The following is a 23,205-nucleotide window of genomic DNA, read 5'->3' on the forward strand; positions in this document are numbered from 1 at the left end:
ACCGAGGTTGGTTTGGAGAGGGTTGTCGTTGATTGTTTTTCGTTTTAGGTGGAAATTTGCTATTCTGTGCGCCGCTTTTGACTTTGTAAATTTAGGCGACTCTATTCAATATTCAGGTTTGAATTCATTTTTTTATAAGTAGTGATCATGACAAAAACAGCTCGTAACGCCCAAGCATCTGCCAGTGACGCACCAAAACATACGCCAATGATGCAACAATACTTCCGCTTAAAAAAGGATCACCCAAATGACCTCCTTTTTTATAGAATGGGCGATTTCTACGAACTGTTTTTTGACGATGCTAAAAATGCGGCTCGGTTACTCGACATTACACTGACAAAGCGCGGCCAAAGTGGTGGTCAACCTATCCCTATGGCTGGCATTCCCTATCATGCCGCTGAGAATTACATCGCCAGATTAGTGCAAGGTGGGCACACCGTTGCGGTGTGTGAGCAAGTTGGAGACCCAGCCACAGCAAAAGGTCCTGTAGAGCGCAAAGTAGTTCGCGTACTCACACCGGGCACACTCAGCGACGAAGCTTATTTGCAGGATCGGCAAGAAAACTTATTAGGCTGTGTCTTTTTAAGCGAAGCAACTTGGGGGCTAGCGACGCTTGATATGGCCGGGGGACGGTTTTCTGTACAAGAACTATCAGACAACGCCAGTTTAGAAGCCGAATTAGAACGCTTAAAAATACGTGAGTTGCTTCACCCAGAAGACTTAGACCTACCAACTACTCAGACTGAAAGCGCATTGCGCAGCCAACCCATCTGGCAGTTTGACTACGACACAAGTGTAGATGCCCTAACCACTCAATTTAAAACCAAAGACTTATCCGGCTTTGGTATTGAAAAAATGCATACCGCCATTCGTGCGGCTGGCTGCTTAATACAATACGCCAAAGAAACACAACGAGGCGACCTGCCGCATATTCGCGCCATAACCGCAGAGCGCTACGAAGAAAGCGTATTGTTAGATGGCGCGACGCGACGAAATTTAGAAATCGATATTAATGTTCGCGGCGAAGATGGCAATACCCTTTACGCCCTAATGGACAACACTTCAACTGCAATGGGAAGCCGAGCGTTAAGACGTTGGTTAAATCGCCCGTTGCGTGATCAGCAAGTGCTAAAAGAACGACAACAGGCCATTAGCTCACTGCTCGAATGTTTTCGTTACGAAACACTCGAACAACAACTCAAACCTATTGGCGATATTGAACGGGTTTTGACTCGAGTTGCACTTGGTTCCGCTCGCCCACGCGACCTAATTCGACTGCGCGAAGCACTGATAGCCGTGCCCGATCTAAAATCATTATTAGCGGAGATAGACTCCCCTCTTTTAACCAATATCAGTGGACAGTTAACGGCCGACTCAAAATGGGTAGACGAACTTCAGCGGGCCATAATCGATAATCCGCCAGTCATCATCAGAGAAGGCGGGGTTATTGCCGATGGTTATGATAACGAGCTAGATGAACTGCGTAACTTAGACGCCAATGCAGCTGAGTTTTTATCAAAACTGGAAGCCGACGAAAAAGAACGAACCGGATTAGCCTCTTTAAAAGTCGGTTATAACCGTGTTCACGGTTACTACATAGAAATCAGTAAATCGCAATCGGCTGACGCGCCCGTTGAATATGTTCGTAGGCAAACTCTGAAAAACGCAGAACGTTTCATTATTCCCGAGTTAAAAGCATTCGAAGACAAAGCTCTCAGTGCAAAAAGCCGAGCACTCAGCAAAGAAAAAGCCTTGTACGAATCTCTCGTCCAACGACTAGGGGCCGACATAGAAGCATTGCAGCAGACCTGTAATGCCATCATAGAGTTAGACGTTTTATGTTGCTTAAGCCATTGTGCTGATCAACTAAACTGGGTGGCCCCTTCTTTGGTAGAGCGCGCTGGTATTGATATTGAAGCCGGTAGACACCCTGTCATTGAATCACTTTCGACGGTACCTTTCGTGCCGAATGATACATTACTCAACGCAAGCTCTAGCTTGCAAATCATTACCGGGCCAAACATGGGCGGTAAATCAACCTATATGAGGCAAGTCGCCTTAATAACCTTACTGGCTTGTATTGGCAGTTACGTGCCTGCGCAAAAAGCAACAATTGGCGCAATAGACCGCATATTCACCCGCATGGGCTCTTCAGATGATGTGGCTGGCGGGCGCTCAACGTTCATGGTGGAAATGACCGAAACAGCCAATATTTTGCACAATGCTACACAAAATAGCTTAGTGATCATGGATGAAGTTGGTCGCGGCACCAGTACTTTTGATGGCTTATCTTTAGCTTGGTCAACAGCAACTCAATTAGTCAGCCAAGTAAAAGCCCTAACTTTGTTTGCGACGCATTATTTTGAAATGACCGCCTTAGCAGAGGCTAATCCAGAAGTCGCAAACGTGCACCTGGATGCGACCGAACATGATGATAGGCTGGTGTTTTTACATCGAGTGCAACCAGGGCCTGCTAGCCAAAGCTATGGTATTCAAGTAGCCCGATTAGCTGGCGTCCCAGAATCTGTCATCAGCCACGCTAAGCAAAAACTCGCTGAGTTAGAAGCGATCAGTTTAGGTACAGAACACGCGCCGAAAGCTTTAGAGGCTGACAGCTCACATTCGCCTAGCCAACCAGCAGCAGGTCCTATGCAAGCCGATCTCTTTGCTGTATCAGCGCACCCGTTAGTCGATGCACTGCAGTCATTGGAGCTCGACAACATGACAGCAAAACAGGCACTAGACTGGTTGTACGAAAGCAAAAAACGGCTATAGTCATTAAAAACAGCTTTTATATAACCGTTAGAAATATCTATGAGATATAATTGAATCAATATCACCTTGAGACTCTGCCGCTAGATCACTAGAATAGGCGCATTGTCCCAATTTACTTAGAGAGAAAGTTCATGGCCTTTGTTGTCTTAGAAAACTGCATCAAGTGCAAGTACACCGACTGCGTTGAAGTATGCCCTGTCGATTGCTTTTATGAAGGCCCAAACTTTTTGGTCATTCATCCAGATGAGTGTATCGATTGTGCGCTTTGTGAGCCTGAGTGCCCTGCAGAAGCCATTTTATCTGAAGATGAAATACCCGCAGATCAGATCGATTTTATTGAATTAAACGCTGAACTAGCAGAAGTTTGGCCAAATATAACCGAACAAAAAGATCCGCTCCCAGAAGCCGATGAACAAAATGGCGTTCCTGGAAAGCGCGAAGCACTCGAACGTTAGACCTAATCGTTAAACTCAAAAAAGCCGGCATTAGCCGGCTTTTTTTATACATGGGTTTGAATCAATCGTTATGCGCCAAATAACGCCACAGCTGATAACCCCTGTTTTTCCATAATATCTCGAAGTCGCTTCAAAGATTCTACCTGAATCTGACGCACTCGCTCACGAGTTAATCCAATTTCTCGGCCCACATCTTCAAGAGTGGATGTTTCATGACCTCTTAAACCAAAACGGCGCGCAACGACTTCACGTTGTTTTTCCGATAATTCGTCTAACCAGCGATCAATCGATTGCTTTAAGTCTTGCTCTTGTAAGTCATCAGATGGGTCGTTAGCGTGCTCATCTGCAACGGTGTCTAACAGACTCTTTTCTGAGCTCGGACCAACCGGAGTATCAATTGACGTTACTCGCTCATTCAGTGAAAGCATTTTTTTAACATCAGATACCGGCTTACCTAATAATTCCGCGATATCTTCAGGTGTTGGCTCATGATCCAGCTTCTGAGCCAGCTCACGTGCCGCACGCAAATATACGTTTAGTTCTTTAACCACATGGATGGGCAAACGAATGGTGCGCGTTTGATTCATAATCGCGCGTTCAATGGTTTGACGGATCCACCAGGTAGCGTAGGTTGAAAAACGGAAACCTCGCTCAGGATCAAATTTCTCAACCGCTCGGATCAAACCCAGATTACCTTCTTCGATCAAGTCTAATAATGTAAGACCTCGATTTAGGTATCGTCGGGCAATTTTTACCACAAGACGTAAGTTACTTTCGATCATACGTTTCCGGCCCGATGGCTCACCTTTGCGTACCAGTCGAGCAAAGTAGACTTCTTCTTCAGGACTCAGTAACGGCGAAAAGCCGATTTCGTTTAAATAGAGCTGCGTGGCATCCAGAGAGCGCTGCATGTTGCCATTAGCATTGAGAGCGTCTTGAAACTCTCCATCTTCTTCATTGGCATCAAATTGGGATGGCTCAGCTTCGACTGCGTAAGCCGATTCTTCTGGAGCATTAATTAGGTTAGTGAAACTCTTAATGTGTTCTTCTGCGATAGCAGTATTGGCTTCCCTGAGTTCTGTCATAGTGTTGCACCTGTGCTTTATACTTTCTATATCGGAACGCTGTCCAAAATCTTTAGCGCTTTGGCAAAAAAGACTGTGGATTAACTGGTTTCCCGTTCCGTCTTATCTCGAAGTGCAAGCCGGGCTGGTCTCCCTGCTTACCCATCTTAGCAATTTGCTGCCCGACAGAAACTTTGTCGCTTTCTTTTACCAGTATTTGTTGAGCGAATGCGTAAGCGCTTAACAAAGACCCAGAATGTTCGACAATAATCAAGTTTCCATAGCCTGGTAACCCATTACCTGCATAGACGACAACTCCACTCGCCGCTGCAGTGATAGAATCGCCAATTGAGCCCCTGATATCAATGCCCTTCTGGGTAGACGAACCAGACTTATATGTTCGCACTATATTCCCATTATGTGGCCACTTCCATTGCCCTGGTGATTCAGAGCCCAATTCATTGACTGCTTTGGTAATTTTGGCACTACTACTGTTAACTTTTGTAACTGACTTCGAGGGACTACTTGAGGCAGGCTTCGTGACCGGTTTAGCCGCAGGCTTTGCGGTGATTTGTGGTGCAGATGCTTCTTTTAATGCCAACGCCTGCCCTTCATAAATGGCATAGTTGCGATCAATATTATTGGCATTGGCGAGCTTTTTATAATCCAGTCCAAAGCGAAAAGCTATAGAGTACAAGGTATCTCCAGGCTTAACCAAATAAAATTGAGGGTTAGCATTACTGTATACCGTAGATTCAATTTCAGGCTCACCGGTGGCACTCAATACCGATTTATCATGATCTATTGAGGTAAACCGCGAATGGTTGACGCATCCGGCTATTATTACAACCAAAATACCGACAAGCAGTTTTTTTGACGCTAATACCACAGGTTTTTTATCCTCAAATAGAGACGCTGTTCTCACATTTTTTGCGGACTGAACAGCGTTAAACATAATTTCTTATAGCTAAGGGCATCTCAAACAGGGTTTCAAATGACAAATCTATCTAATTAAATCAATATAAATATTCAAAATTTTTATTTTCTTTACATAAACCTGCAGTAAGAGTTAGTTTTTTGACCATTTTGTCAACAACCAGACTAATCCACTTCCGAAAACAAATGTAATAACAGATAGCATTAAAAAGCTCGGCTGTGTGGTTTGCTCTGTAAACTGGCTCGGCAGCAACCAAAGGCGTTCGGTTTCTATTTGCCAAGGCCAAACTTTGACTAGTGCTCCCACGACAAAGCCCAACATAAAGCTCATCACAGAGTCGTGCCAGCGGCGTAACAACCATTGCAGTAGCTGCGCAAAGCTTAAAATTCCTACCAAGCAACCTACAGCAACCCAAGCAATGATACTAAACTCTTTATCGTGCACAGCATCTACGACCACACTATACAACCCAAGCAATAACAACATAAACGATCCAGAAATACCGGGTAACACCATTGCTGAAATAGCAATAGCGCCTCCGAGCATCAAAAGCAACGGCGTTGGCTCAAGGCTCGCTGGCGTTGCAAATATTAATCCCACTGCAATACCGGCACCCATTAACAGCAAGATGACATCCCTAATGGTCCAGTGTTTTCCGGAACACATAAACCATAAAGACACCACAATAACACCCATGAAAAATGCCCATACCGCGGGCGCATAGTGCTCTAACAACCAATGCATCGCCGAGAGTGTACTAAACAGGCTTACCAAGATTCCTATGCCTAGAGACAATAAGAAGGTGCCATCGATGGCTTGCCAAAGACCCTTAAAATCTTTTCGTTTAATGAATGCCCATAGAGATGGTTTAAAAGACGCAATGGCTGCAATAAACCGTTCATATATCCCTGTAATTAATGCAATGGTACCGCCCGATACGCCAGGTACACCGTCCGCAACGCCCATGGCTGCGCCTTTAAGCACCCAACTGATGATGTTTTTCATGACTCCCTTTTTACTCCTTGCAACATGGGTACAAATACCACCGGCTCAATTTTTTGAATATCAAGTTCATCTCCGTGTTTATCGATAACCGTTAAGTATTGTTCCTCTTCGCCTATCGGCATAATGAGGCGGCCACCATCAGGTATGAGCTGATCAACCAATTCTTTAGGTGGCTCAGAGGGTGCGGCTGTTCCGATGATGACATCGAAGGGAGCCTGGGTAGGCCAACCTAAGAACCCATCGGCCATTTTTAATTGTGTATTGTAAAGCTTTAACGCTCTAATCCGAGCTCGAGCCTTTTGCTGTAATGGTTCAATTCTTTCAACACTGAAAACCTCACTCACCACATTGGCCAGCACGCAGGTTTGAAAACCAGAACCAGTTCCAATTTCTAAAACTGTCTCATGATGTGGTGCTTGTAAAACTAATTCTGTCATTCGGGCAACAATGTAAGGTTGCGATAAGGTTTGTGCATAACCAATAGGGACAGATATGTCTTCGTACGCTTTGTGCCCTAACGCCTCATCAACAAACAGGTGTCGAGGCACTTTATTAAAGCAATCTAATACTCTTGGGTCTCTTATACCCTGCTCAAAAAGCCGTTCTATCAACCGCGCTCTAGTCCGCGCCGATGTCATACCTATGCCATTCAATTGCTCTTTCATCACTCGTTCCAATCCGAACTCAACAGACCAAGCTGCCAATCAAATAGCTCAGTCATTACCGCAGTTGCGTAGCATCCTGCAGGTAAGAAAAAAGAAAAAACCGGATCGCCGTTTTCAAAGTGCAAGGCGGGTGACTCAGGGAACACTCTTAATTTTCGAAAGTGCCGTGCCACCCGTTTGTTTATCAACGCGGTGGTTAGCTCCTGAAAAGGTTCAAGTGTATTCTGCTCTCGTGCGTCTAAAGCAGCAAATTCATCTCGGCTTTCACCAGGCAAGCTAGCACTGGGCGAAATCTCACCGTTTTTACAGCGCTCTATTTCAGCAGGTTCTATTATTTCACAGTAAAAGCCTGCCTTGCCTGCGTTAAATTGCGCAAAGTCACCTGGAATAAGCGTACTCCAACTCCCTTCGGCAATGCGCTGAGCCAAAAGGTTATTAAATAAATAAGAGCGAACGGCCGACAAGCAAATAGATTGCAAATGTTTAGGCAGCTTTTTTTCTCCGAGCAACCATTGCGAACCATCTTCTACATTTCTACCTTGCCGACCAAATCGTTGCGGACCAAAATAGTTAGGGATGCCATGCTCACAAACCTGAGACCAGTTTTTCTCGATAATGTCCTTAGATTGTTCAACATTTCGAACCCTTATGGTGAAATTGTTCCCAATAAGTTGCCCTGTACGAAGCTTTTTACTATGCCGCGTGGCGTTGATGATCTTGACGCCATCTATTTCAAGCAGGCTGGTATCTGGGGATTGCAAACCAGGCAGGTGAACAGAAAAAGTTTGAATAGTAATGGCTTGACGGTCTTTTAACCCAGCATAACTAACGTGCCTGGGTTGAACATTCGCCCACTTTGCAATTTGCTTGGCGACCCACGCGGTGTTTTGATTTGTTTTTTCGATTGTAAGCCAAAGGTGCTCACCTTCACCACTGGGGCTTTCAGGAAGTTTTTCAATTACTTTAAAGTCTTCAGGGTATTGTTTTAATACCCCTTTAACGCGTTCAAATGAATAGGCGTGTGGCCAATCTAAAGAAAATTTCATGGCTCAGCCTTCATAAGTAAGCACACGGCATCCACGGCGATGCCTTCTTTTCGTCCAACAAAGCCTAACTTTTCAGTCGTAGTTGCTTTGACATTTACGCAACTGGCTTCAACGCGCAAATCAGCCGCAATGGTATTGGCCATTGCCTGTTTGTAATCTTTTAGGCGAGGCGCTTGGGCCGCTATTGTTATGTCTACATTCCCCACTCGATAGCCCTGTTCTTGAACCAAATCGACGACATGCCTTAATAAGACACGTGAATCGGCACCCGCATACTGAGCATCGGTGTCTGGGAAGTGTTCACCTATATCACCGGCGGCAATAGCACCTAACAAGGCGTCACACAAAGCATGCAACACCACATCTCCGTCGGAATGTGCTAATAATTGTTTTTCGCTAGGAACGTCTATGCCACCCAGCTTAATAGGTGCAGCATTGGAGTGTTCATCAAATCGGTGGACATCGTAACCATGACCAATTTTAAACATGTTTAATTCGCTCTTGATTTGAAAGGTAAAATTGCACGAGGGCGGCATCTTCTGATCGGGTCAATTTAATATTATCCCCGTGACCTTCAATTAATTGCACCGGCAATTCCGCTAGTTCTATGGCACTGGCTTCATCGGTAATGTGCGCATTTTGCGCAATCGCCTGCTCTAGCGCACTTGAAAGCTCGCCTAGACGAAAGCATTGAGGCGTCAACGCGGCCCACAATTGGCTTCTATCTTCTGTTGTGACGATGCTGCGTTGTAACCTCTTCACCGTGTCGGTTATTGGTTTAGCTAATACTCCGCCTTGGTTTTCAGTTTTGCAGCTTTGTAGCAGCTTTTGAATATCATCGCGGCGCACACACGGCCGAGCAATATCATGTACCATGACCCAATCATCCGCTTTGCCGTGCTTTCGTAAATATATCAGAGCATTCATCACTGAATGAAAGCGTTCATGCCCGCCCAATACGGTTTGATAAGCATGGTCGAATTTACTTAATATTTGGGTGCAGGTTTCATCTTCTTTCGCTTTGACGACTATTTTTAACCCATCAACGGGTGCATCCTGCCAAGCAAGAAGAGTCCACTCCATCACGGTTTTCCCTGCAATGCTGACGTATTGCTTCGGAATATCTGCACCGAATCGAGACCCTACACCGGCCGCAGGGAAGACGACATGAACTGTCATTTAAAGGTTCTCGGCTCGTTAATCATAATAAAAGTTTCACCTGGCTTAATAAGTCCAAGATTTTGACGAGCTAATTCCTCAATCGCACCAGAACCACTTTTTAAGTCGGCTACTTTGGCTTCTAAATGGGCATTCTTTTTCTGGATAACAGCGCGATCAAATTCGGCTTGCGCGATGCTTTTTTCGATACGTTTTAAATCGGTGTACCCATTTTCAGCAAACCAGAATCGGTATTGCAAGACAATGAGTAAGACAAAAAGGGCGACTTGAATCAGGCGCATAGGCAGCTCTTAAAATTAGACAGCCTATTCTTACGCATAAAAAAAAGGGAGCCAAGCCCCCTTTTCATGTTTTCAGCGATTCTACGCCAATAATTGCTAAATTATTGCCTTACGCTTGGCCCTTTACTTCTTTTAAGCCATTGTATGGCGCTTTATCACCCAACTCTTCTTCAATACGAATCAATTGATTGTACTTAGCGACACGATCAGAACGGCTCATCGAACCTGTTTTAATTTGGCCTGCCGCTGTACCCACAGCCAAGTCGGCAATGGTGGCATCTTCTGTTTCACCAGAACGGTGAGAAATAACAGCGGTATAACCTGCATCTTTGGCCATTTTAATCGCTGCTAGCGTTTCAGTAAGTGATCCAATTTGGTTAAATTTGATCAAAATTGAGTTTGCAACGCCCATCTCAATCCCTTTTTTCAGGATTTTGGTGTTAGTTACAAAAAGGTCGTCACCTACCAATTGAAGCTTATCGCCTAAAAGTTCAGTTTGGTGTTTAAAGCCATCCCAATCTGATTCATCTAGACCGTCTTCGATGGATACAATTGGGTACTGGTTGGCTAAATCTTGCAAATAAAAGTTGAACTCTTCTGAAGAGAAAACTTTACCTTCGCCCTTCATGTTGTAGTTGCCAGCTTCTTTATCGTAGAACTCAGAAGCGGCGCAATCCATCGCTAACGTTACGTCTTTGCCTAGCTCGTAACCGGCCGATTCAACAGCTTCTTTAATAGCGGCTAACGCGGCCGCGTTGCTTTCAAGGTTGGGTGCAAAACCGCCTTCGTCACCAACAGCGGTGCTCAAACCCTTGCCTTTTAATACTTTGGCAAGGCTGTGGAATACTTCAGCACCCACACGAAGCGCTTCAGTTAAGCTTTTTGCGCCAATCGGTTGAATCATAAACTCTTGAATATCAACATTGTTGTCTGCGTGCTCACCACCGTTGATGATGTTCATCATCGGCAATGGCATAGAGTAAACACCAGGAGTGCCATTTAAATCGGCAATGTGTGCGTAAAGCTCAACACCTTTAGACATTGCAGCCGCTTTAGCGTTTGCAAGTGATACGGCTAAGATAGCGTTGGCACCAAAGTTAGACTTATTCTCTGTTCCGTCTAAGTCGATCATCAACTGATCTACTTCGGCTTGTTGAACAGCGTCTTTACCAACTAAAGCATCGCGAATAGGACCACTAATAGCAGCAACGGCTTTTAAAACACCTTTGCCAAGAAAGCGGCTTTTGTCACCATCACGCAATTCTAATGCTTCACGTGAACCAGTAGAAGCACCAGATGGCGCAGCAGCGCGGCCTTTGATTCCGCCTTCTAATGTTACGTCTGCTTCAACAGTCGGGTTACCGCGACTATCAATAATTTCGCGTGCTTTAATGTCTACAATCTTTGCCATGCTGTCACTCTCCTGAGTTTTGACTCAACGTGCGTTAAATGCCACTGCTTGAGGTAAGTAATTATTCTTCAAAGCCACTAAAATGTAGTTTTGTTACAAAAATTATCGAAATGCATTATATGCATCTGATTTTAAAATGCGAGTGTTCTATTTGATGAGGTAAAAAACGACACTTAAAGTAAGCCGAAACCCCAGTAAATACGCAGGCTGCGTAGACTGAACACCCAAACAGCCCAAAACATACATTCTAATTACTTTTTAGCGTGATCATTCACCGCTGAAATAAAACCACTAAATAGACCATGACCTCGACGCGGTGTCGACGTAAATTCAGGGTGGAACTGACAAGCAACAAACCATGGGTGATCTGGATTTTCGACGATTTCAACTAAAGCACCATCAACTGAGCGACCGGCAATACGCAATCCGGCTTTTTCTAAGTCAGTAATATAGTGATTGTTTACTTCATAACGGTGTCGGTGGCGTTCTACTATTTTAGACTCGCCATAACACTCAAGTGAAAGTGAGTCTTCGGCTAATTGGCATTCTTGCCCGCCTAATCGCATAGTGCCACCTAAATCGGTACTTTCTGTACGCTCAACTTTCATGCCATCGGATTCAATCCATTCTGTAATCAAACCGATGACTGGGTGTCGAGATTGACGGTCGAATTCTGTTGAATGTGCGCCGTCTAAACCACAAACATTTCTTGCATACTCAATAACAGCGACCTGCATGCCTAAACAAATACCTAAATACGGTACTTTGTTTTCACGTGCGAATTGCGCGGTTAATATTTTTCCTTCTACACCACGGTGTCCAAAGCCACCAGGAACCAGAATACCCGACACGCCTTTTAATACATCTGTACCATTTTTCTCAATATCTTCTGAATCTATGTATTGAATCTTCACTTTAGTACGAGAACGAATACCGGCATGGTCTATGGCTTCAATGAGAGACTTATAAGCATCCAAAAGCTCCATGTATTTGCCAACCATGGCAATGGTGACTTCTTTTTCTGGGTTTAGCTTACGATCAGTTACATCATCCCAGTCGGTTAAGTCCGCCTCATCACATTCTAGGCCAAACCGCTCAACGACAATAGCGTCTAAGCCTGCTTGTGAAAGTTTGCCAGGTATTCGATAAATGGTATCGGCATCTTCTAGTGGAATCACGGCACGCTCTTCAACGTTGGTGAACAAGGCGATTTTACGAAGTTCATTTTTGCCAATTGGCATTTCTGACCGGCAAAGCAGAATGTCTGGCTGTAAACCAATGGTGCGAAGTTCTTTAACAGAGTGCTGCGTTGGCTTGGTTTTTACTTCACCCGCCGTTTTTAAATAAGGGACTAACGTTAAGTGAACCGATAGCGCTCGTCGGCTGCCTAATTCAACTTTCATTTGACGAATGGCTTCTAAGAAAGGCAATGATTCAATATCGCCCACGGTGCCACCTACCTCTACCAGCGCAACATCTGCATCGCCTGCACCATCAATAACTCGACGTTTAATTTCATCGGTAATGTGAGGAATAACCTGTACAGTGCCGCCCAAGTAATCACCACGGCGCTCTTTTTTAAGAACATCTTGATAAATTCGACCCGTGGTGAAGTTGTTTCGATGGGTCATGGTGGTATTAACAAAACGCTCGTAGTGCCCTAAATCGAGATCGGTTTCAGCACCGTCTTCTGTTACAAACACCTCACCATGTTGGAAAGGGCTCATCGTACCAGGGTCAACATTGATGTAGGGATCGAGCTTTAGCAGCGTTACCTTTAGACCTCTCGCTTCTAAAATTGCAGCCAGAGATGCCGAAGCAATGCCTTTACCGAGTGAAGAAACAACGCCGCCGGTGACGAAGATATAACGAGTCATAGAGGATCCCATCTTTTAAAAATACGAAACTCTCCCAAAGCATTGGTTGCTTGGAATGAGTAACAAATTAAGGTGATTGTGCTGTACAAGATGGGAGATCAGCATAGCAAATTATCTTGATTGTCTCAATCAAGAATTCTGCCAAATGACCTCTAATGCTAAATTTTCTTCTTCGGCCGTATGGTCTGCCGATATGAATAAATCAGCAACTGCGACTAAGGTGTCTCCGCTATACAACAAAGGCAAGCGATCACGTTGCCAAGGCTTAACCCGGTACTCCTGCAGCAAGCGCTTCAGGTCTCTGCGTTTTGAGCGACCCAACGGCCTAATTTGCTCCCCACCTTGCCGAGTTCGCCAATGCAGGTTCGGCAAGTTTGCCTTTAACCCTGCCTGCCCTTTTTCTGAATATTTAACCTCGATATATCCAACGCCAGGCCAGTAGGATTTATTTCCTATTTGAAGGGGTGGCGGAGCGTCGATGGCGCTTTGCTCAGGCACCCAATACAATGCAGGACCATGGCGGCGAACATAGCCGTTGCCCATACGCACCTTTGGGTCTGCATCTGGTTTTGCCTCTACAACATCACTCAATACATGCTGCAACCTTACTTTAGACGGCACCTGCACGCCTAATTCGGTTAACCAGCGATGCAGCAGAGAAAGCTTGTCGGCTTCTGACCATGAGTCTAACTGTACCCACTTCAAACCACCGTCGTGACTCAAGCGTGCTTCTAAATTATCGCCATGGTGCGCATTAGATTGAAGTTCTGAATCTACTTGCTGAATAATACCGTTTACTCGCTCACGGTAACTTGGCCATCGGCTTTCAAACAAGGGCAGCACTTCATTACGTAGATAGTTTCTATCGTATTGACTGTCGACATTAGATTCGTCTTCTATCCATCGTAAGCCACAAGCATTAGCGGCTTGTTCAAGCTGCAAGCGACTGAACTTTAACCACGGACGGCACAGCTGATAATGATCACGTGGCTGTATTGCTGACATCGACTTTAAGCCATGTAAGCCTGTACCACGCATCATTCGTAAGAAAAAGGTTTCAACCTGATCATCAAGGTGGTGCGCTAACAGCAGCCAATGTTTGGGTGTAACATGCTGTGAAAACACGCTATATCGGTACGTTCTTGCGGCGGCTTCCACTCCTTGTCCCGTCGACTCCACTTGCCCTTTTTCGACAATCAATTTACACCCAAGTTCTGCGACTTGCTGCTCGCAAAAAGATTGCCATTGATCGGCGTTGGCGGACAAACCGTGATGAACATGAATCGACACAACATTTGATGCACCAACAACATCGCAGGCACATTTCAGCAAAAGCGTGGAATCGAGACCACCACTAAAACCGACAAACACCGGACGTATGTCATGGCCAATTAATTGGTCACGCAGAGATTGGGTTAAATTCTGATAAATAGAAGGGGTAGTTGTCACGAGGTACTCTTACAATGTCCACAAGTACCGAAGTTTCTCACGATCGCCGCGATGCCACAATTCGCTGCCAATCGGAATATCCACCAGATCAACAAAAACTGCGCCGAGCTTTTCAATGGTTTTAATGGAAGCATGGTTTCCAGGGTTGCATGTAATCCACAATTCATCAAAGCCCTGATCTTTCGCGACGAGCTTGATGAGCTGGCACGCCTGCGCGGCAAACCCATGGCCACGATAAGGTTTATCAATTCCGTACCCAATTTGGCCGCCAAATTTTACAAGGCTGGGCGTCGTTTTTAAGCGGATATCAATTTGGCCAATTGAGGTACCGTCGTGCAGCACAATATCAAATAAATACGCAGGCACACCATCGAGACCTTCGTGTGCCCCCAATATACGGTTAAGCACCAAAGCAATCTCATCACCTACGATGGGAGTCATCATATTTGATTGGTCATAGAGTATGTTTTGTAGAGATACATTAGCCATTTAGCCAGCCAAAAATAGTAAAGCGTTAATGGCTAATGTAGATTCTTTATTGAAGAATGCAAGAACAGACTTATTCTTGGAACCCGAAAGATTGCAAACGAGCGTAACGCTCTTCCAACAAGCTTTCTATTGGCTTAGTTTTAAGCTCAGACAACTGGGTAATTAATGCCGTTTGAATCGTCTTCGCCATTTCATCGACATTACGGTGAGCACCACCTAATGGTTCTTCGAGTACTTTTTCGACCAACCCAAGCTCAAACAAGCGAGAGGCCGTAATGCCCATCATTTCAGCTGCATCAGAGGCGCGCTCAGCGGTTTTCCATAAAATAGAAGCACAGCCTTCGGGTGTTATGACCGAATATGTACTGTATTGCAGCATATTCAAATGATCGCACACGCCGAGTGCCAAAGCACCGCCTGAACCACCTTCACCAATTACGGTAGCAATTACAGGTACTTTTAGTGAAGACATCTTTAATAGATTGTAAGCAATTGCTTCAGACTGACCGCGTTCTTCAGCACCAATGCCTGGGTAGGCTCCCGGAGTATCGATTAGTGTCAGTACAGGGATATTGAATCGCTCGGCGGTTTGCATTAACCGCAACGCTTTACGATAACCTTCCGGTTTAGGCATACCAAAGTTTCGAAGCACTTTTTCTTTTACTTCACGACCCTTTTGGTGACCAATAACCATGACAGACTGGCCATCTAAACGAGCCAAACCGCCTACAATAGCCGCATCATCCGCGTAGTGGCGATCACCGTGCATCTCATCAAAATCGGTAAATACGCGTTCAATATAATCTAATGTATAAGGGCGCTTAGGGTGGCGAGCCACCTGAGATACTTGCCAGGAAGTCAATTTCCCAAAGATCTGTTCAGTTAATTTAATAGACTGAGCGTTTAATTTTTCAATCTCACCAGAGATATTTAGATCATTCCGGTTACCAACGAGACGTAGTTCGTCAATTTTGGATATCAGATCAGCAATGGGCTGTTCAAAGTCTAAATAATCGGGATTCATGACAATTCCTGTATTTTATGGCCACATTCAACGATGAATTAAGCACAATTTCTATAATATGAGTAATAAAACACAGGGTAAAGATTCCGCTCAAGACAAACAAGGCCGCTAATAAAATTGAGCTATGACGAAAAGTAAATAATAAAGGAAAAAGAGGGGTACGCCGTGACTATTAACGCACGGCGTATTTTATAAAGTGAGGCTAGGTGAACTCTCTTAAGAATCGCTCCAGTTTATTCACCATGTTTTTCGAGCCTACAAAGAACGGAACTCGCTGGTGCAACTCACTGGGCTCTAATTCTAGAGTTCGGCTTTCTACACCACTAATAGCCACACCACCTGCTTGCTCAGCTAAAAAGGCCATCGGGTTGCACTCATACAACAACCTCAACTTGCCCGTTGGGTGTAATGATGAAGCGGGGTATAAAAATATTCCGCCTTTTATCAAATTCCTGTGGAAATCCGACACCAATGAACCAATGTATCGGCTGGTATATGGGCGATTCGTTTTTGCATCTTCCATCTGGCAGTATTTAATGTATTGCTTAACGCCATCATGAAAGTGCACGTAGTTGCCTTCGTTCACCGAATAAATGGTACCGTTTTCTGGATAACACATATTCTCGTGTGATAAACAAAAAATACCTAAGCTTGGGTCGTATGTGAAACCATGTACGCCATTACCCGTACTGTAAACCAACATAGTCGAAGACCCATAAATCACGTAACCCGCAGCCACTTGCTGGTCACCAGGCTGCAGAAAGTCAGCCTCGGTCACTGGTTCACCCATTGGTGATAAACGGCGGTAAACCGAGAAAATGGTGCCCACCGAAACATTCACATCGATATTTGAAGAGCCATCTAACGGATCTATTAAAACAACATATTTTCCAAATTTACTGCGATCGTCATCAAAATGTACGTAGCAATCTTCTTCTTCAGAGGCTAATCCACATACGACACCACGCGCCGCTAAAGCGGCCTTAAACTTATCGTTAGCGATAACATCTAACTTTTGTTGTTGCTCGCCTTGAATGTTCTCATTACCCACCGCACCGGTAATATCAGCCAAACCTGCTTTATTTATTTCACGGTGAACAATTTTGGCCGCAAGCCGTATTGAAGAAAATATAGAGGACAGCTCGCCCGTCGCATCCGGGTAATCTGCTTGTTTCTCGATGATGAATTCACCCAGCGTTTTGGTAATTTCCATGTGATAAGCCTTACATTGCCTTTAAATAATTACTCAAATTGTCATTTTTTTATGGCTGCGCATTCATTTCCATCTTTTGAGTTTTTTGCCCATCAGGTCAAGATGCTGTTTTATCGTTATAATGCGCTTAGCTTACCGAGTTTTATCTGTCACGTCCCGCTTTCATTTGTCATTTATTTTTTGACAAAACCATAATTAGTCTGCTGATTGCTCAACGACAACTTTATTTCTGCCCTCTTCCTTTGCCTTATATAATGCTCGGTCAGCACGTTCGATTAACTGCTCTAGAGAATCTTGCTCACGTACACTCGAAACACCAAAAGAGGCCTCTAACTGTTCAACCGCAGTGAATTTAAACCCGCTTACCTTTTCTTTTATACCGTTCGCTAAAATTAGAGCCTTATTGATATCGCATTCTTTGCAAATAATGATAAATTCTTCGCCGCCCCATCGGCCCACGACATCTGATTCCCGGGTGTTATTCAACAAAACTTGAGCAAACTCCTGCAGTACATTGTCTCCTTGTTGATGGCCAAAATTATCGTTTACTCGCTTAAAATGGTCTATATCTGTCATGACCACGCTAAATAAATTGCCGTAACGCTGGAACCTTGCCAACTCCTTTTCAATGGCTTCGTCTAAAAATAATCGGTTATGAAGATTTGTTAGCCGATCGGTTGTTGAAAGTTTTTCTAGCTCTTCGGTATAGCCTTTGATTTCAGATTCATAACTAAAAATGAGTCGGTTGATATTACGCTCAAACAAATAGATTAAAATTGCCGTACACAGCATGGTAAAGGTGATTAATAAAATAGAATAAAAACGCTGGGCATCAAAACTCTCGTTTAAGTTGGCTCGCTCTTGATCAACATATTGCTCAAAGTCATCTAAATATATTCCGGTTGCAATGACCCAGTTGAAAGGTTTAATCAGTTTTGCATACGATAGCTTTCGCTCTACTTTCCCCGACGTTTTCTTTTTAAAATAGTAACTATAAAATATTTCGCCATTCGCAAGTACGCCATCTAATTCAACCTGATAAGGTTTGCCGCCCTTAATATCCTCTGCATTGGTAGATAACAACGCACCTTCTGTTTCGGGCATACCCGGATGTATTAACCGAATTGCAAAATCGTCTCCACCCTGTTCATTTATGATTTTATTAACCCAAACATACTGTTCATCATCGGGTAACGTTAAACCGTGTAAGTAGTTGCGAAAATTCGACTCCAAAAGTGTCTGCTTTTCAATTTCAGTTAAGGTTTTGGAATCTTGAGAATGAGAAATATCGTGCTGAAGACTATCGATGATGTATAGGGTGTGGTCTATCGTGCTTTTAATAAACTGCTTTTTTTCGGCTAATATGCGATTGGATAACTGCTCGATATAAGCGTTATGATCTTTTTTAATTCGCCCAGATATTGTCAATGTGAACACCAGCATAAACAAAAAAACCGGTACCACCGTTCCTATATAAAAATAGGCCCTTATGCGATTTTTATTTATCTGAACCTTACGACGCGCGCCAACTGTAACTTCATTCATAAAACATCCGCGGTCTTTCATTTATAATTATTGTGAGCAATACCAAAGTACAGCAAAAGGGGTCATTCCATAAGAAAAAACTCACTCAATGGTTAAAATATAGACTAATGTACTAGGCAACACGGTTGATATTTTGAATAAAACAGTTCGAATACCTGTCAAAATCACTTGTACTCATGATTGCTGACCTCATATAGAGTGCTGAATTCAATTGGTTTGACAACGTTATGATTCCATTTTCTATTCTCGATTTAGCCACCATTGCCGAAGGTCAGACGGTTCAAAATGCTTTGGCCACTACTCGGCAATTGGCACAAGAAGCTGAGGCGTTGAATTACAAGCGCTATTGGCTAGCCGAGCATCATGGTATGCGTGGTGTAGCGAGTTCGGCGACGTCTGTTTTGTTATCTCACATTGGCGCGGCCACTAAGCACATTCGAATTGGCGCAGGCGGTGTTATGCTGCCGAACCATGCCCCCCTAGTCATTGCCGAACAATTTGGGACCTTAGCGGAGCTTTACCCTGGTCGAGTAGATTTAGGCCTAGGGCGCGCACCCGGCACCGATATGCAAACGGCACGCGCCTTACGCCGCAATCTAGATAGCGAGGTAGACAGCTACCCAAGCGATATTAAAGAACTTCAAGCCTATTTTAGCGATGCCAACCAACCCGTTTTAGCCATTCCAGGGCAAGGCACCGAAGTACCGCTTTGGTTGTTAGGATCAAGTTTATACAGCGCTGAATTGGCGGCGCATTATGGCTTGCCTTACTCATTTGCTTCGCACTTTGCACCCGATCAGCTTATGCAGGCGCTGCAGATTTATCGTGAAACCTTTCGCCCAAGTAAGTCTCATGCAAAACCGCATTCAATGGCGGGCATCATGGTTGTGTTAGCCGATACCCAAGCCGAAGCGGATTATTTGTTCACCTCGGTGCAACAAAAGTTTAAGCAAATGCGCAGTGGCGGCAATACGCCGTTTCCTGCCCCAGTAGATACTATGGATGGTCGTTGGAGTCTGGCCGATAAGCAAATGGTTGATCATGTTTTAAGTTATGCACTGGTAGGAACAAAAGAGTCAGTTAAAGACAAACTGACTCGATTCTTAAAAATGACTCAAGTAGATGAGCTGATTGTGTCTATACCTATTCACAATGCCCAAGCCCGCAGCCACAGCCTAACGCTGCTGGCAGAGCTTAGAGACAGCTTTTAGTAATCAACGCCTTGACGTGCTTTTACACCGGCGTTATAGGCGTGCTTGATGTCTTTCACTTCCGAAACGGTGTCGGCTAAGTCTTTTAAGCCTTTACCGCCGCCACGGCCGGTCACCACCACACTCATGTGTTCGGGTCTATTTTTCAACGCATCTAAAATGACGTTTTCGTCTAGATACTTATAACCAATCATGTACGTGATTTCATCGAGTAAAACAAGATCATAAGAAGGGTCGGCTAAGGCTTTTGCGGCTTCTTGCCATGTGGTTTCGGCCGCCGCTATATCGGCGCTGCGGTCTTGGGTATCCCAGGTAAAGCCCGTGCCCATTTGGTAAAAGGTTACTTCATCGGCCAGTTTTTCTTTTAGGTATAGCTCTTCACCAGACAGTTGCTGGCCTTTAATAAACTGAATAACAGCGACTTTTTGGCCGTAGCCTAAAGCACGCAGCACCATACCAAAACCCGAACTACTTTTGCCTTTACCGTTGCCGGTTAGCAGTATCATTACACCGCGTTCTTCGTCGGCTTGAGCAATAGAAGAATCGACACTCTCCTTTTGCTTTTTCATGGCTTCTTTATGTTTTTGGTTTTTTTTATCTAAATCATTGGTGTTTGTCATAAAGCTACTCAACTGATGTTTTCTGACATCATACGTGAGTTTTCAACGGCTGTTGAGTAGCCTGCAGGTAAAAAAACTTGCCTTAACTTTCAACAAAGGCGCGTTCAATAACGTAGTGGCCTACATTACCGTGGCGAGCTTCTTTAAAGCCCCGAGCATCTAATATTTTACAGGTATCTTTAAGCATGCTCGGTGAGCCACAAATCATGAAACGGTCGGTTTCGGTATTCATAGGCGGTAAATTTAAATCGCTGAATAGCTTTCCTGATTCCATCAGCTCGGTAATGCGGCCCATGTTTTCATAGGACTCACGCGTTACCGTTGGGTAATACATCAGCTGGTTTTGAATTAACTCGCCAAAATATTCATTGCTGGGCAAATCTTCTTTGATCAAATCTTTATAGGCCAACTCATCGACCGTGCGAACACCGTGGGTGAGTATCACTTTATCGAACTGTTCATAGGTTTCTGGATCTTTAATTACACTCATAAAGGGTGCTAAGCCCGTGCCAGTACTGATTAAGTACAGGTTTTTACCCGGCAAAAGGTTATCTACAATGAGAGTACCTGTTGGCTTTGACCCAACGACCACTTCATCACCCACTTCGATTTTCTGTAATTTAGAGGTTAACGGGCCATCGGGCACTTTAATGCTGAAAAACTCTAACTCTTCTTCATAGTTAGCACTGGCAATGCTGTAGGCACGCATAAGTGGGCGGCCATCGTCTTGCTCTAAGCCGATCATCACAAAATGACCGTTTTTAAAGCGGAACCCAGCATCACGCGTGGTTTTAAAGCTAAAAAGTGTATCATTCCAATGGTGAACATCGGTGACGGTTTCTTTTCGTAATGCGGCCATTCACAACCCCTTAACGGTTTATGTTGAATTTTGAAGTGAGCTAAAGTTTACTCAGCTACAAATATCCTGTAAAACAGGATTATTGAATATCAATAATCGGAAATACCGATAATGAAATACAGCCTAAGACAATTAGAGATTTTCCTCGCCACGGCCCACCACGAGAATTTAACGCTGGCCGCTAAAGAGCTGGCTATGTCTCAATCGGCCGCCAGTGAATCACTCAAAACGCTAGAACAGCAGTTTGATATTCAGCTGTTTGATCGCGCCGGAAAATCGCTCAAATTAAACGAACTTGGCCAAGCACTGCGTGTAAAAGCCGAGGCGCTAATTAACCAAGCTAAAGCCTTAGAAAACGACTTTCGATTGCACACCGATATTGGCGACATCAAAGTTGGGGCGTCGCTCTCAATTGGTAATTATCTTGCTGTGAATATTGTGGCGCAGTTTATGGGCGAAAACCCACAGGCCACCGTCTCTCTAGAAGTTGAAAACATGACCGCCATTGTGCACAAGGTGAAAAACTTTACGCTCGATATTGGTTTAATTGAGGGTGAAATCAATGATGCCGATATTGATACTCAATTTTGGCGTAAAGATGAGCTCGTGGCCTTTTGCAGCCCAAACCACCCACTTGCTCAACGCGGCACTCTCACCGAGGCCGATTTACTGAACGCCCAATGGATACTGCGAGAACCAGGTTCCGGTACCCGCCAAACCTTCGATTGGGCCATGAGGGGCATTTTGCCTGAGCTTTCCATTGCGATAGAACTGCAACACACCGAAGCCATTAAACGCGCCGTTGAAGCCAATTTAGGCGTAGGCTGTTTATCAAAAATAACGCTCGAAGATGCTTTTAAGCGCGGCACATTGGTGCCCCTAGCCGTACCCAGCCGTAACTTCGAACGCAACTTATATTTTATTTTGCACAAAGATAAGTACATAAGTGCGGGCATCGAGAAGTGGCTTGCCTTGTGCCAATCACCTGAGTATGTAAACCCCTAGCAACTTAGTTTATTAACTGCCGCGTTAAGGCCGCAACAATAATACCCAAACTAATAGCAATGAGTGGTTTCTTGACTACACCCATCGTAACCGCCGTGGTGAGCAATGCTAGCTTAGCGCCCACATCGCCTTCTATCGCCAAGGGAGTTAACAACGCTATCAAAACTGAACCCGACATGGCGTTAATAAATTGCTTTACTCGATAGCTAATGGGCACAAAACCCATAATGAACACACCGCCCCAACGAGTAACAAGCGTCACTAAAGTCATGATGGCAATCACAATAAATGCACCTAGCCCAGCCGTTTCAATCATCATGCTTTTTTACCCAACCAAAACGCACCTATAAAGCCACCCACTAACGCACCCACAATGACATGACTATTCGGTGGTAAATACCAATAAGCCAACAACGAACTCAATGCGGCGGCACTCCATATTACGATAATTTTAACGTCTACTTTTCCGCCTGCGACCATCGATAATAAAAAGCACGCCATCACCATATCTAACCCTAAACTTACTGGGTCTTTTATCGCACTGCCAAAATATAACCCCAACCAAGTGCCTAACAACCAACACAACCACAACGCAATACCGCCACCGATTAAAATACCCAAGCCCTGCTTGCCATTGTTGATGGCTTGTAAACTCATGGCCCAGTTAGCATCGGTCACCAACATCATCGCGCCATAGCGTTTGGTAACAGAGAGGTGTGCAATATGCTGATGCAAAGATGCCCCCATTAATAAATGGCGTGCATTAATGGCAAATACCGTAATCATCACTGGGATAATTGCGATTTCAGCGCCCCATAAATCTAAGGTAGCGAATTGAGAAGCACCCGCAAACACAAAGGCACTCATGGCAAGAATGGCACTGTTCGTTAACCCGTGTTGCGTGGCTGCCAACCCGAAAGCCAACCCAAAGGCGATGACAAATATGGATATTGGTAGCAGTTGTACAAAGCCTTGGTAGATTAGGCGGCTAGTGATGTGTTGTTGTGCTTGAGACATGGATAAAAAGCTCTACTTAAATAGGAGATGACATTTAAATACTGACGAGCTTCAATGCTACGCCACATACAAACGAAC

Annotated in this window: 24 protein-coding genes; 5 read left to right on the forward strand and 19 right to left on the reverse strand. The window is 44.5% G+C overall.

Features of this window, described 5'->3' with window-relative positions:
- Window positions 1-147 precede the first annotated feature (147 nt).
- On the forward strand, window positions 148-2,775 hold the full coding sequence (mutS, locus tag QWZ13_RS15580) for a DNA mismatch repair protein MutS (RefSeq protein ID WP_290282583.1): 2,628 nt from the start codon (window positions 148-150) through the stop codon (window positions 2,773-2,775).
- A 131-nt stretch (window positions 2,776-2,906) separates the two neighbouring features.
- Complete coding sequence (gene fdxA, locus QWZ13_RS15585) at window positions 2,907-3,230, forward strand: ferredoxin FdxA (RefSeq protein WP_216000125.1); 324 nt, start codon at window positions 2,907-2,909, stop codon at window positions 3,228-3,230.
- A 68-nt stretch (window positions 3,231-3,298) separates the two neighbouring features.
- On the opposite strand, the gene rpoS is transcribed toward fdxA, so the two are convergent.
- The 14 genes from rpoS to fbp form a co-directional block, all read right to left on the reverse strand.
- Window positions 3,299-4,315: an RNA polymerase sigma factor RpoS gene (gene rpoS, locus QWZ13_RS15590; RefSeq protein WP_216000124.1), complete on the reverse strand. Its 1,017-nt coding sequence runs from the start codon at window positions 4,313-4,315 to the stop codon at window positions 3,299-3,301.
- A gap of 52 nt (window positions 4,316-4,367) precedes the next feature.
- Window positions 4,368-5,249, reverse strand: coding sequence for a peptidoglycan DD-metalloendopeptidase family protein (locus tag QWZ13_RS15595; protein WP_290282584.1), 882 nt, complete (start codon window positions 5,247-5,249; stop codon window positions 4,368-4,370).
- Between the two features lie 114 nt (window positions 5,250-5,363).
- On the reverse strand, window positions 5,364-6,236 hold the full coding sequence (locus tag QWZ13_RS15600) for a DUF368 domain-containing protein (protein WP_290282585.1): 873 nt from the start codon (window positions 6,234-6,236) through the stop codon (window positions 5,364-5,366).
- The gene (locus QWZ13_RS15605) at window positions 6,233-6,901 is read right to left on the reverse strand and encodes a protein-L-isoaspartate(D-aspartate) O-methyltransferase (RefSeq protein ID WP_290283389.1); all 669 of its coding nucleotides are present in this window, start codon (window positions 6,899-6,901) and stop codon (window positions 6,233-6,235) included. The genes QWZ13_RS15600 and QWZ13_RS15605 overlap by 4 nt, the downstream gene beginning before the upstream one ends.
- Window positions 6,901-7,947, reverse strand: a complete 1,047-nt coding sequence (gene truD / locus QWZ13_RS15610) for a tRNA pseudouridine(13) synthase TruD (RefSeq protein ID WP_290282586.1) — start codon at window positions 7,945-7,947, stop codon at window positions 6,901-6,903. Before truD ends, QWZ13_RS15605 begins: the two co-directional genes overlap by 1 nt.
- Window positions 7,944-8,435 carry a 2-C-methyl-D-erythritol 2,4-cyclodiphosphate synthase gene (gene ispF, locus QWZ13_RS15615; protein ID WP_290282587.1) on the reverse strand — a complete coding sequence of 164 codons (492 nt, stop codon included), beginning with the start codon at window positions 8,433-8,435 and terminating at the stop codon, window positions 7,944-7,946. Before ispF ends, truD begins: the two co-directional genes overlap by 4 nt.
- Window positions 8,428-9,126, reverse strand: coding sequence for a 2-C-methyl-D-erythritol 4-phosphate cytidylyltransferase (gene ispD / locus QWZ13_RS15620; protein WP_290282588.1), 699 nt, complete (start codon window positions 9,124-9,126; stop codon window positions 8,428-8,430). Before ispD ends, ispF begins: the two co-directional genes overlap by 8 nt.
- Window positions 9,123-9,407: a septum formation initiator family protein gene (locus QWZ13_RS15625; RefSeq protein ID WP_216000117.1), complete on the reverse strand. Its 285-nt coding sequence runs from the start codon at window positions 9,405-9,407 to the stop codon at window positions 9,123-9,125. Before QWZ13_RS15625 ends, ispD begins: the two co-directional genes overlap by 4 nt.
- Before the next feature lie 109 nt (window positions 9,408-9,516).
- Complete coding sequence (gene eno / locus QWZ13_RS15630) at window positions 9,517-10,818, reverse strand: phosphopyruvate hydratase (RefSeq protein WP_290282589.1); 1,302 nt, start codon at window positions 10,816-10,818, stop codon at window positions 9,517-9,519.
- 251 nt (window positions 10,819-11,069) lie between these two features.
- Window positions 11,070-12,695 (reverse strand): CTP synthase, encoded by a 1,626-nt coding sequence (gene pyrG / locus QWZ13_RS15635; protein ID WP_216000115.1) that lies wholly within the window; start codon window positions 12,693-12,695, stop codon window positions 11,070-11,072.
- Between the two features lie 129 nt (window positions 12,696-12,824).
- On the reverse strand, window positions 12,825-14,144 hold the full coding sequence (tilS, locus tag QWZ13_RS15640) for a tRNA lysidine(34) synthetase TilS (RefSeq protein ID WP_290282590.1): 1,320 nt from the start codon (window positions 14,142-14,144) through the stop codon (window positions 12,825-12,827).
- A gap of 9 nt (window positions 14,145-14,153) precedes the next feature.
- Entirely contained in the window at window positions 14,154-14,633 is a 480-nt protein-coding gene (locus tag QWZ13_RS15645; protein WP_290282591.1) for a GNAT family N-acetyltransferase, read from the reverse strand.
- A 70-nt stretch (window positions 14,634-14,703) separates the two neighbouring features.
- Window positions 14,704-15,657, reverse strand: coding sequence for an acetyl-CoA carboxylase carboxyltransferase subunit alpha (locus QWZ13_RS15650; protein ID WP_216000112.1), 954 nt, complete (start codon window positions 15,655-15,657; stop codon window positions 14,704-14,706).
- Window positions 15,658-15,859: 202 nt separating this feature from the next.
- Window positions 15,860-16,870 carry a class 1 fructose-bisphosphatase gene (gene fbp, locus QWZ13_RS15655; RefSeq protein WP_290282592.1) on the reverse strand — a complete coding sequence of 337 codons (1,011 nt, stop codon included), beginning with the start codon at window positions 16,868-16,870 and terminating at the stop codon, window positions 15,860-15,862.
- Between fbp and QWZ13_RS15660 the strand changes: the two genes are divergently transcribed.
- Window positions 16,871-17,065: a hypothetical protein gene (locus QWZ13_RS15660; RefSeq protein ID WP_290282593.1), complete on the forward strand. Its 195-nt coding sequence runs from the start codon at window positions 16,871-16,873 to the stop codon at window positions 17,063-17,065. It begins immediately after the preceding gene.
- Here QWZ13_RS15660 and QWZ13_RS15665 read toward each other — a convergent pair whose 3' ends face one another.
- Window positions 17,066-18,436 (reverse strand): diguanylate cyclase, encoded by a 1,371-nt coding sequence (locus QWZ13_RS15665; RefSeq protein WP_290282594.1) that lies wholly within the window; start codon window positions 18,434-18,436, stop codon window positions 17,066-17,068.
- Between the two features lie 206 nt (window positions 18,437-18,642).
- Here QWZ13_RS15665 and QWZ13_RS15670 point away from each other — a divergent pair, with 206 nt between their 5' ends.
- Window positions 18,643-19,626, forward strand: a complete 984-nt coding sequence (locus tag QWZ13_RS15670; RefSeq protein WP_290282595.1) for an LLM class flavin-dependent oxidoreductase — start codon at window positions 18,643-18,645, stop codon at window positions 19,624-19,626.
- On the opposite strand, the gene cobO is transcribed toward QWZ13_RS15670, so the two are convergent.
- Window positions 19,623-20,246, reverse strand: coding sequence for a cob(I)yrinic acid a,c-diamide adenosyltransferase (gene cobO / locus QWZ13_RS15675; RefSeq protein ID WP_290282596.1), 624 nt, complete (start codon window positions 20,244-20,246; stop codon window positions 19,623-19,625). The two genes, QWZ13_RS15670 and cobO, sit on opposite strands and share 4 nt — an antisense overlap.
- An 82-nt stretch (window positions 20,247-20,328) precedes the next feature.
- Entirely contained in the window at window positions 20,329-21,105 is a 777-nt protein-coding gene (locus QWZ13_RS15680) for a ferredoxin--NADP reductase (RefSeq protein ID WP_290282597.1), read from the reverse strand.
- A gap of 111 nt (window positions 21,106-21,216) precedes the next feature.
- Between QWZ13_RS15680 and QWZ13_RS15685 the strand changes: the two genes are divergently transcribed.
- Complete coding sequence (locus QWZ13_RS15685) at window positions 21,217-22,110, forward strand: LysR substrate-binding domain-containing protein (protein ID WP_290282598.1); 894 nt, start codon at window positions 21,217-21,219, stop codon at window positions 22,108-22,110.
- 4 nt (window positions 22,111-22,114) lie between these two features.
- On the opposite strand, the gene QWZ13_RS15690 is transcribed toward QWZ13_RS15685, so the two are convergent.
- Together QWZ13_RS15690 and QWZ13_RS15695 are read right to left on the reverse strand one after the other, a co-directional pair.
- Complete coding sequence (locus QWZ13_RS15690; protein WP_290282599.1) at window positions 22,115-22,429, reverse strand: AzlD family protein; 315 nt, start codon at window positions 22,427-22,429, stop codon at window positions 22,115-22,117.
- On the reverse strand, window positions 22,426-23,127 hold the full coding sequence (locus tag QWZ13_RS15695; protein WP_290282600.1) for an AzlC family ABC transporter permease: 702 nt from the start codon (window positions 23,125-23,127) through the stop codon (window positions 22,426-22,428). The genes QWZ13_RS15690 and QWZ13_RS15695 overlap by 4 nt, the downstream gene beginning before the upstream one ends.
- Window positions 23,128-23,205 lie beyond the last annotated feature (78 nt).

The sequence above is a fragment of the Reinekea marina genome (genome assembly GCF_030409715.1).
GTDB classification, from domain to species: Bacteria; Pseudomonadota; Gammaproteobacteria; order Pseudomonadales; family Natronospirillaceae; genus Reinekea; species Reinekea marina.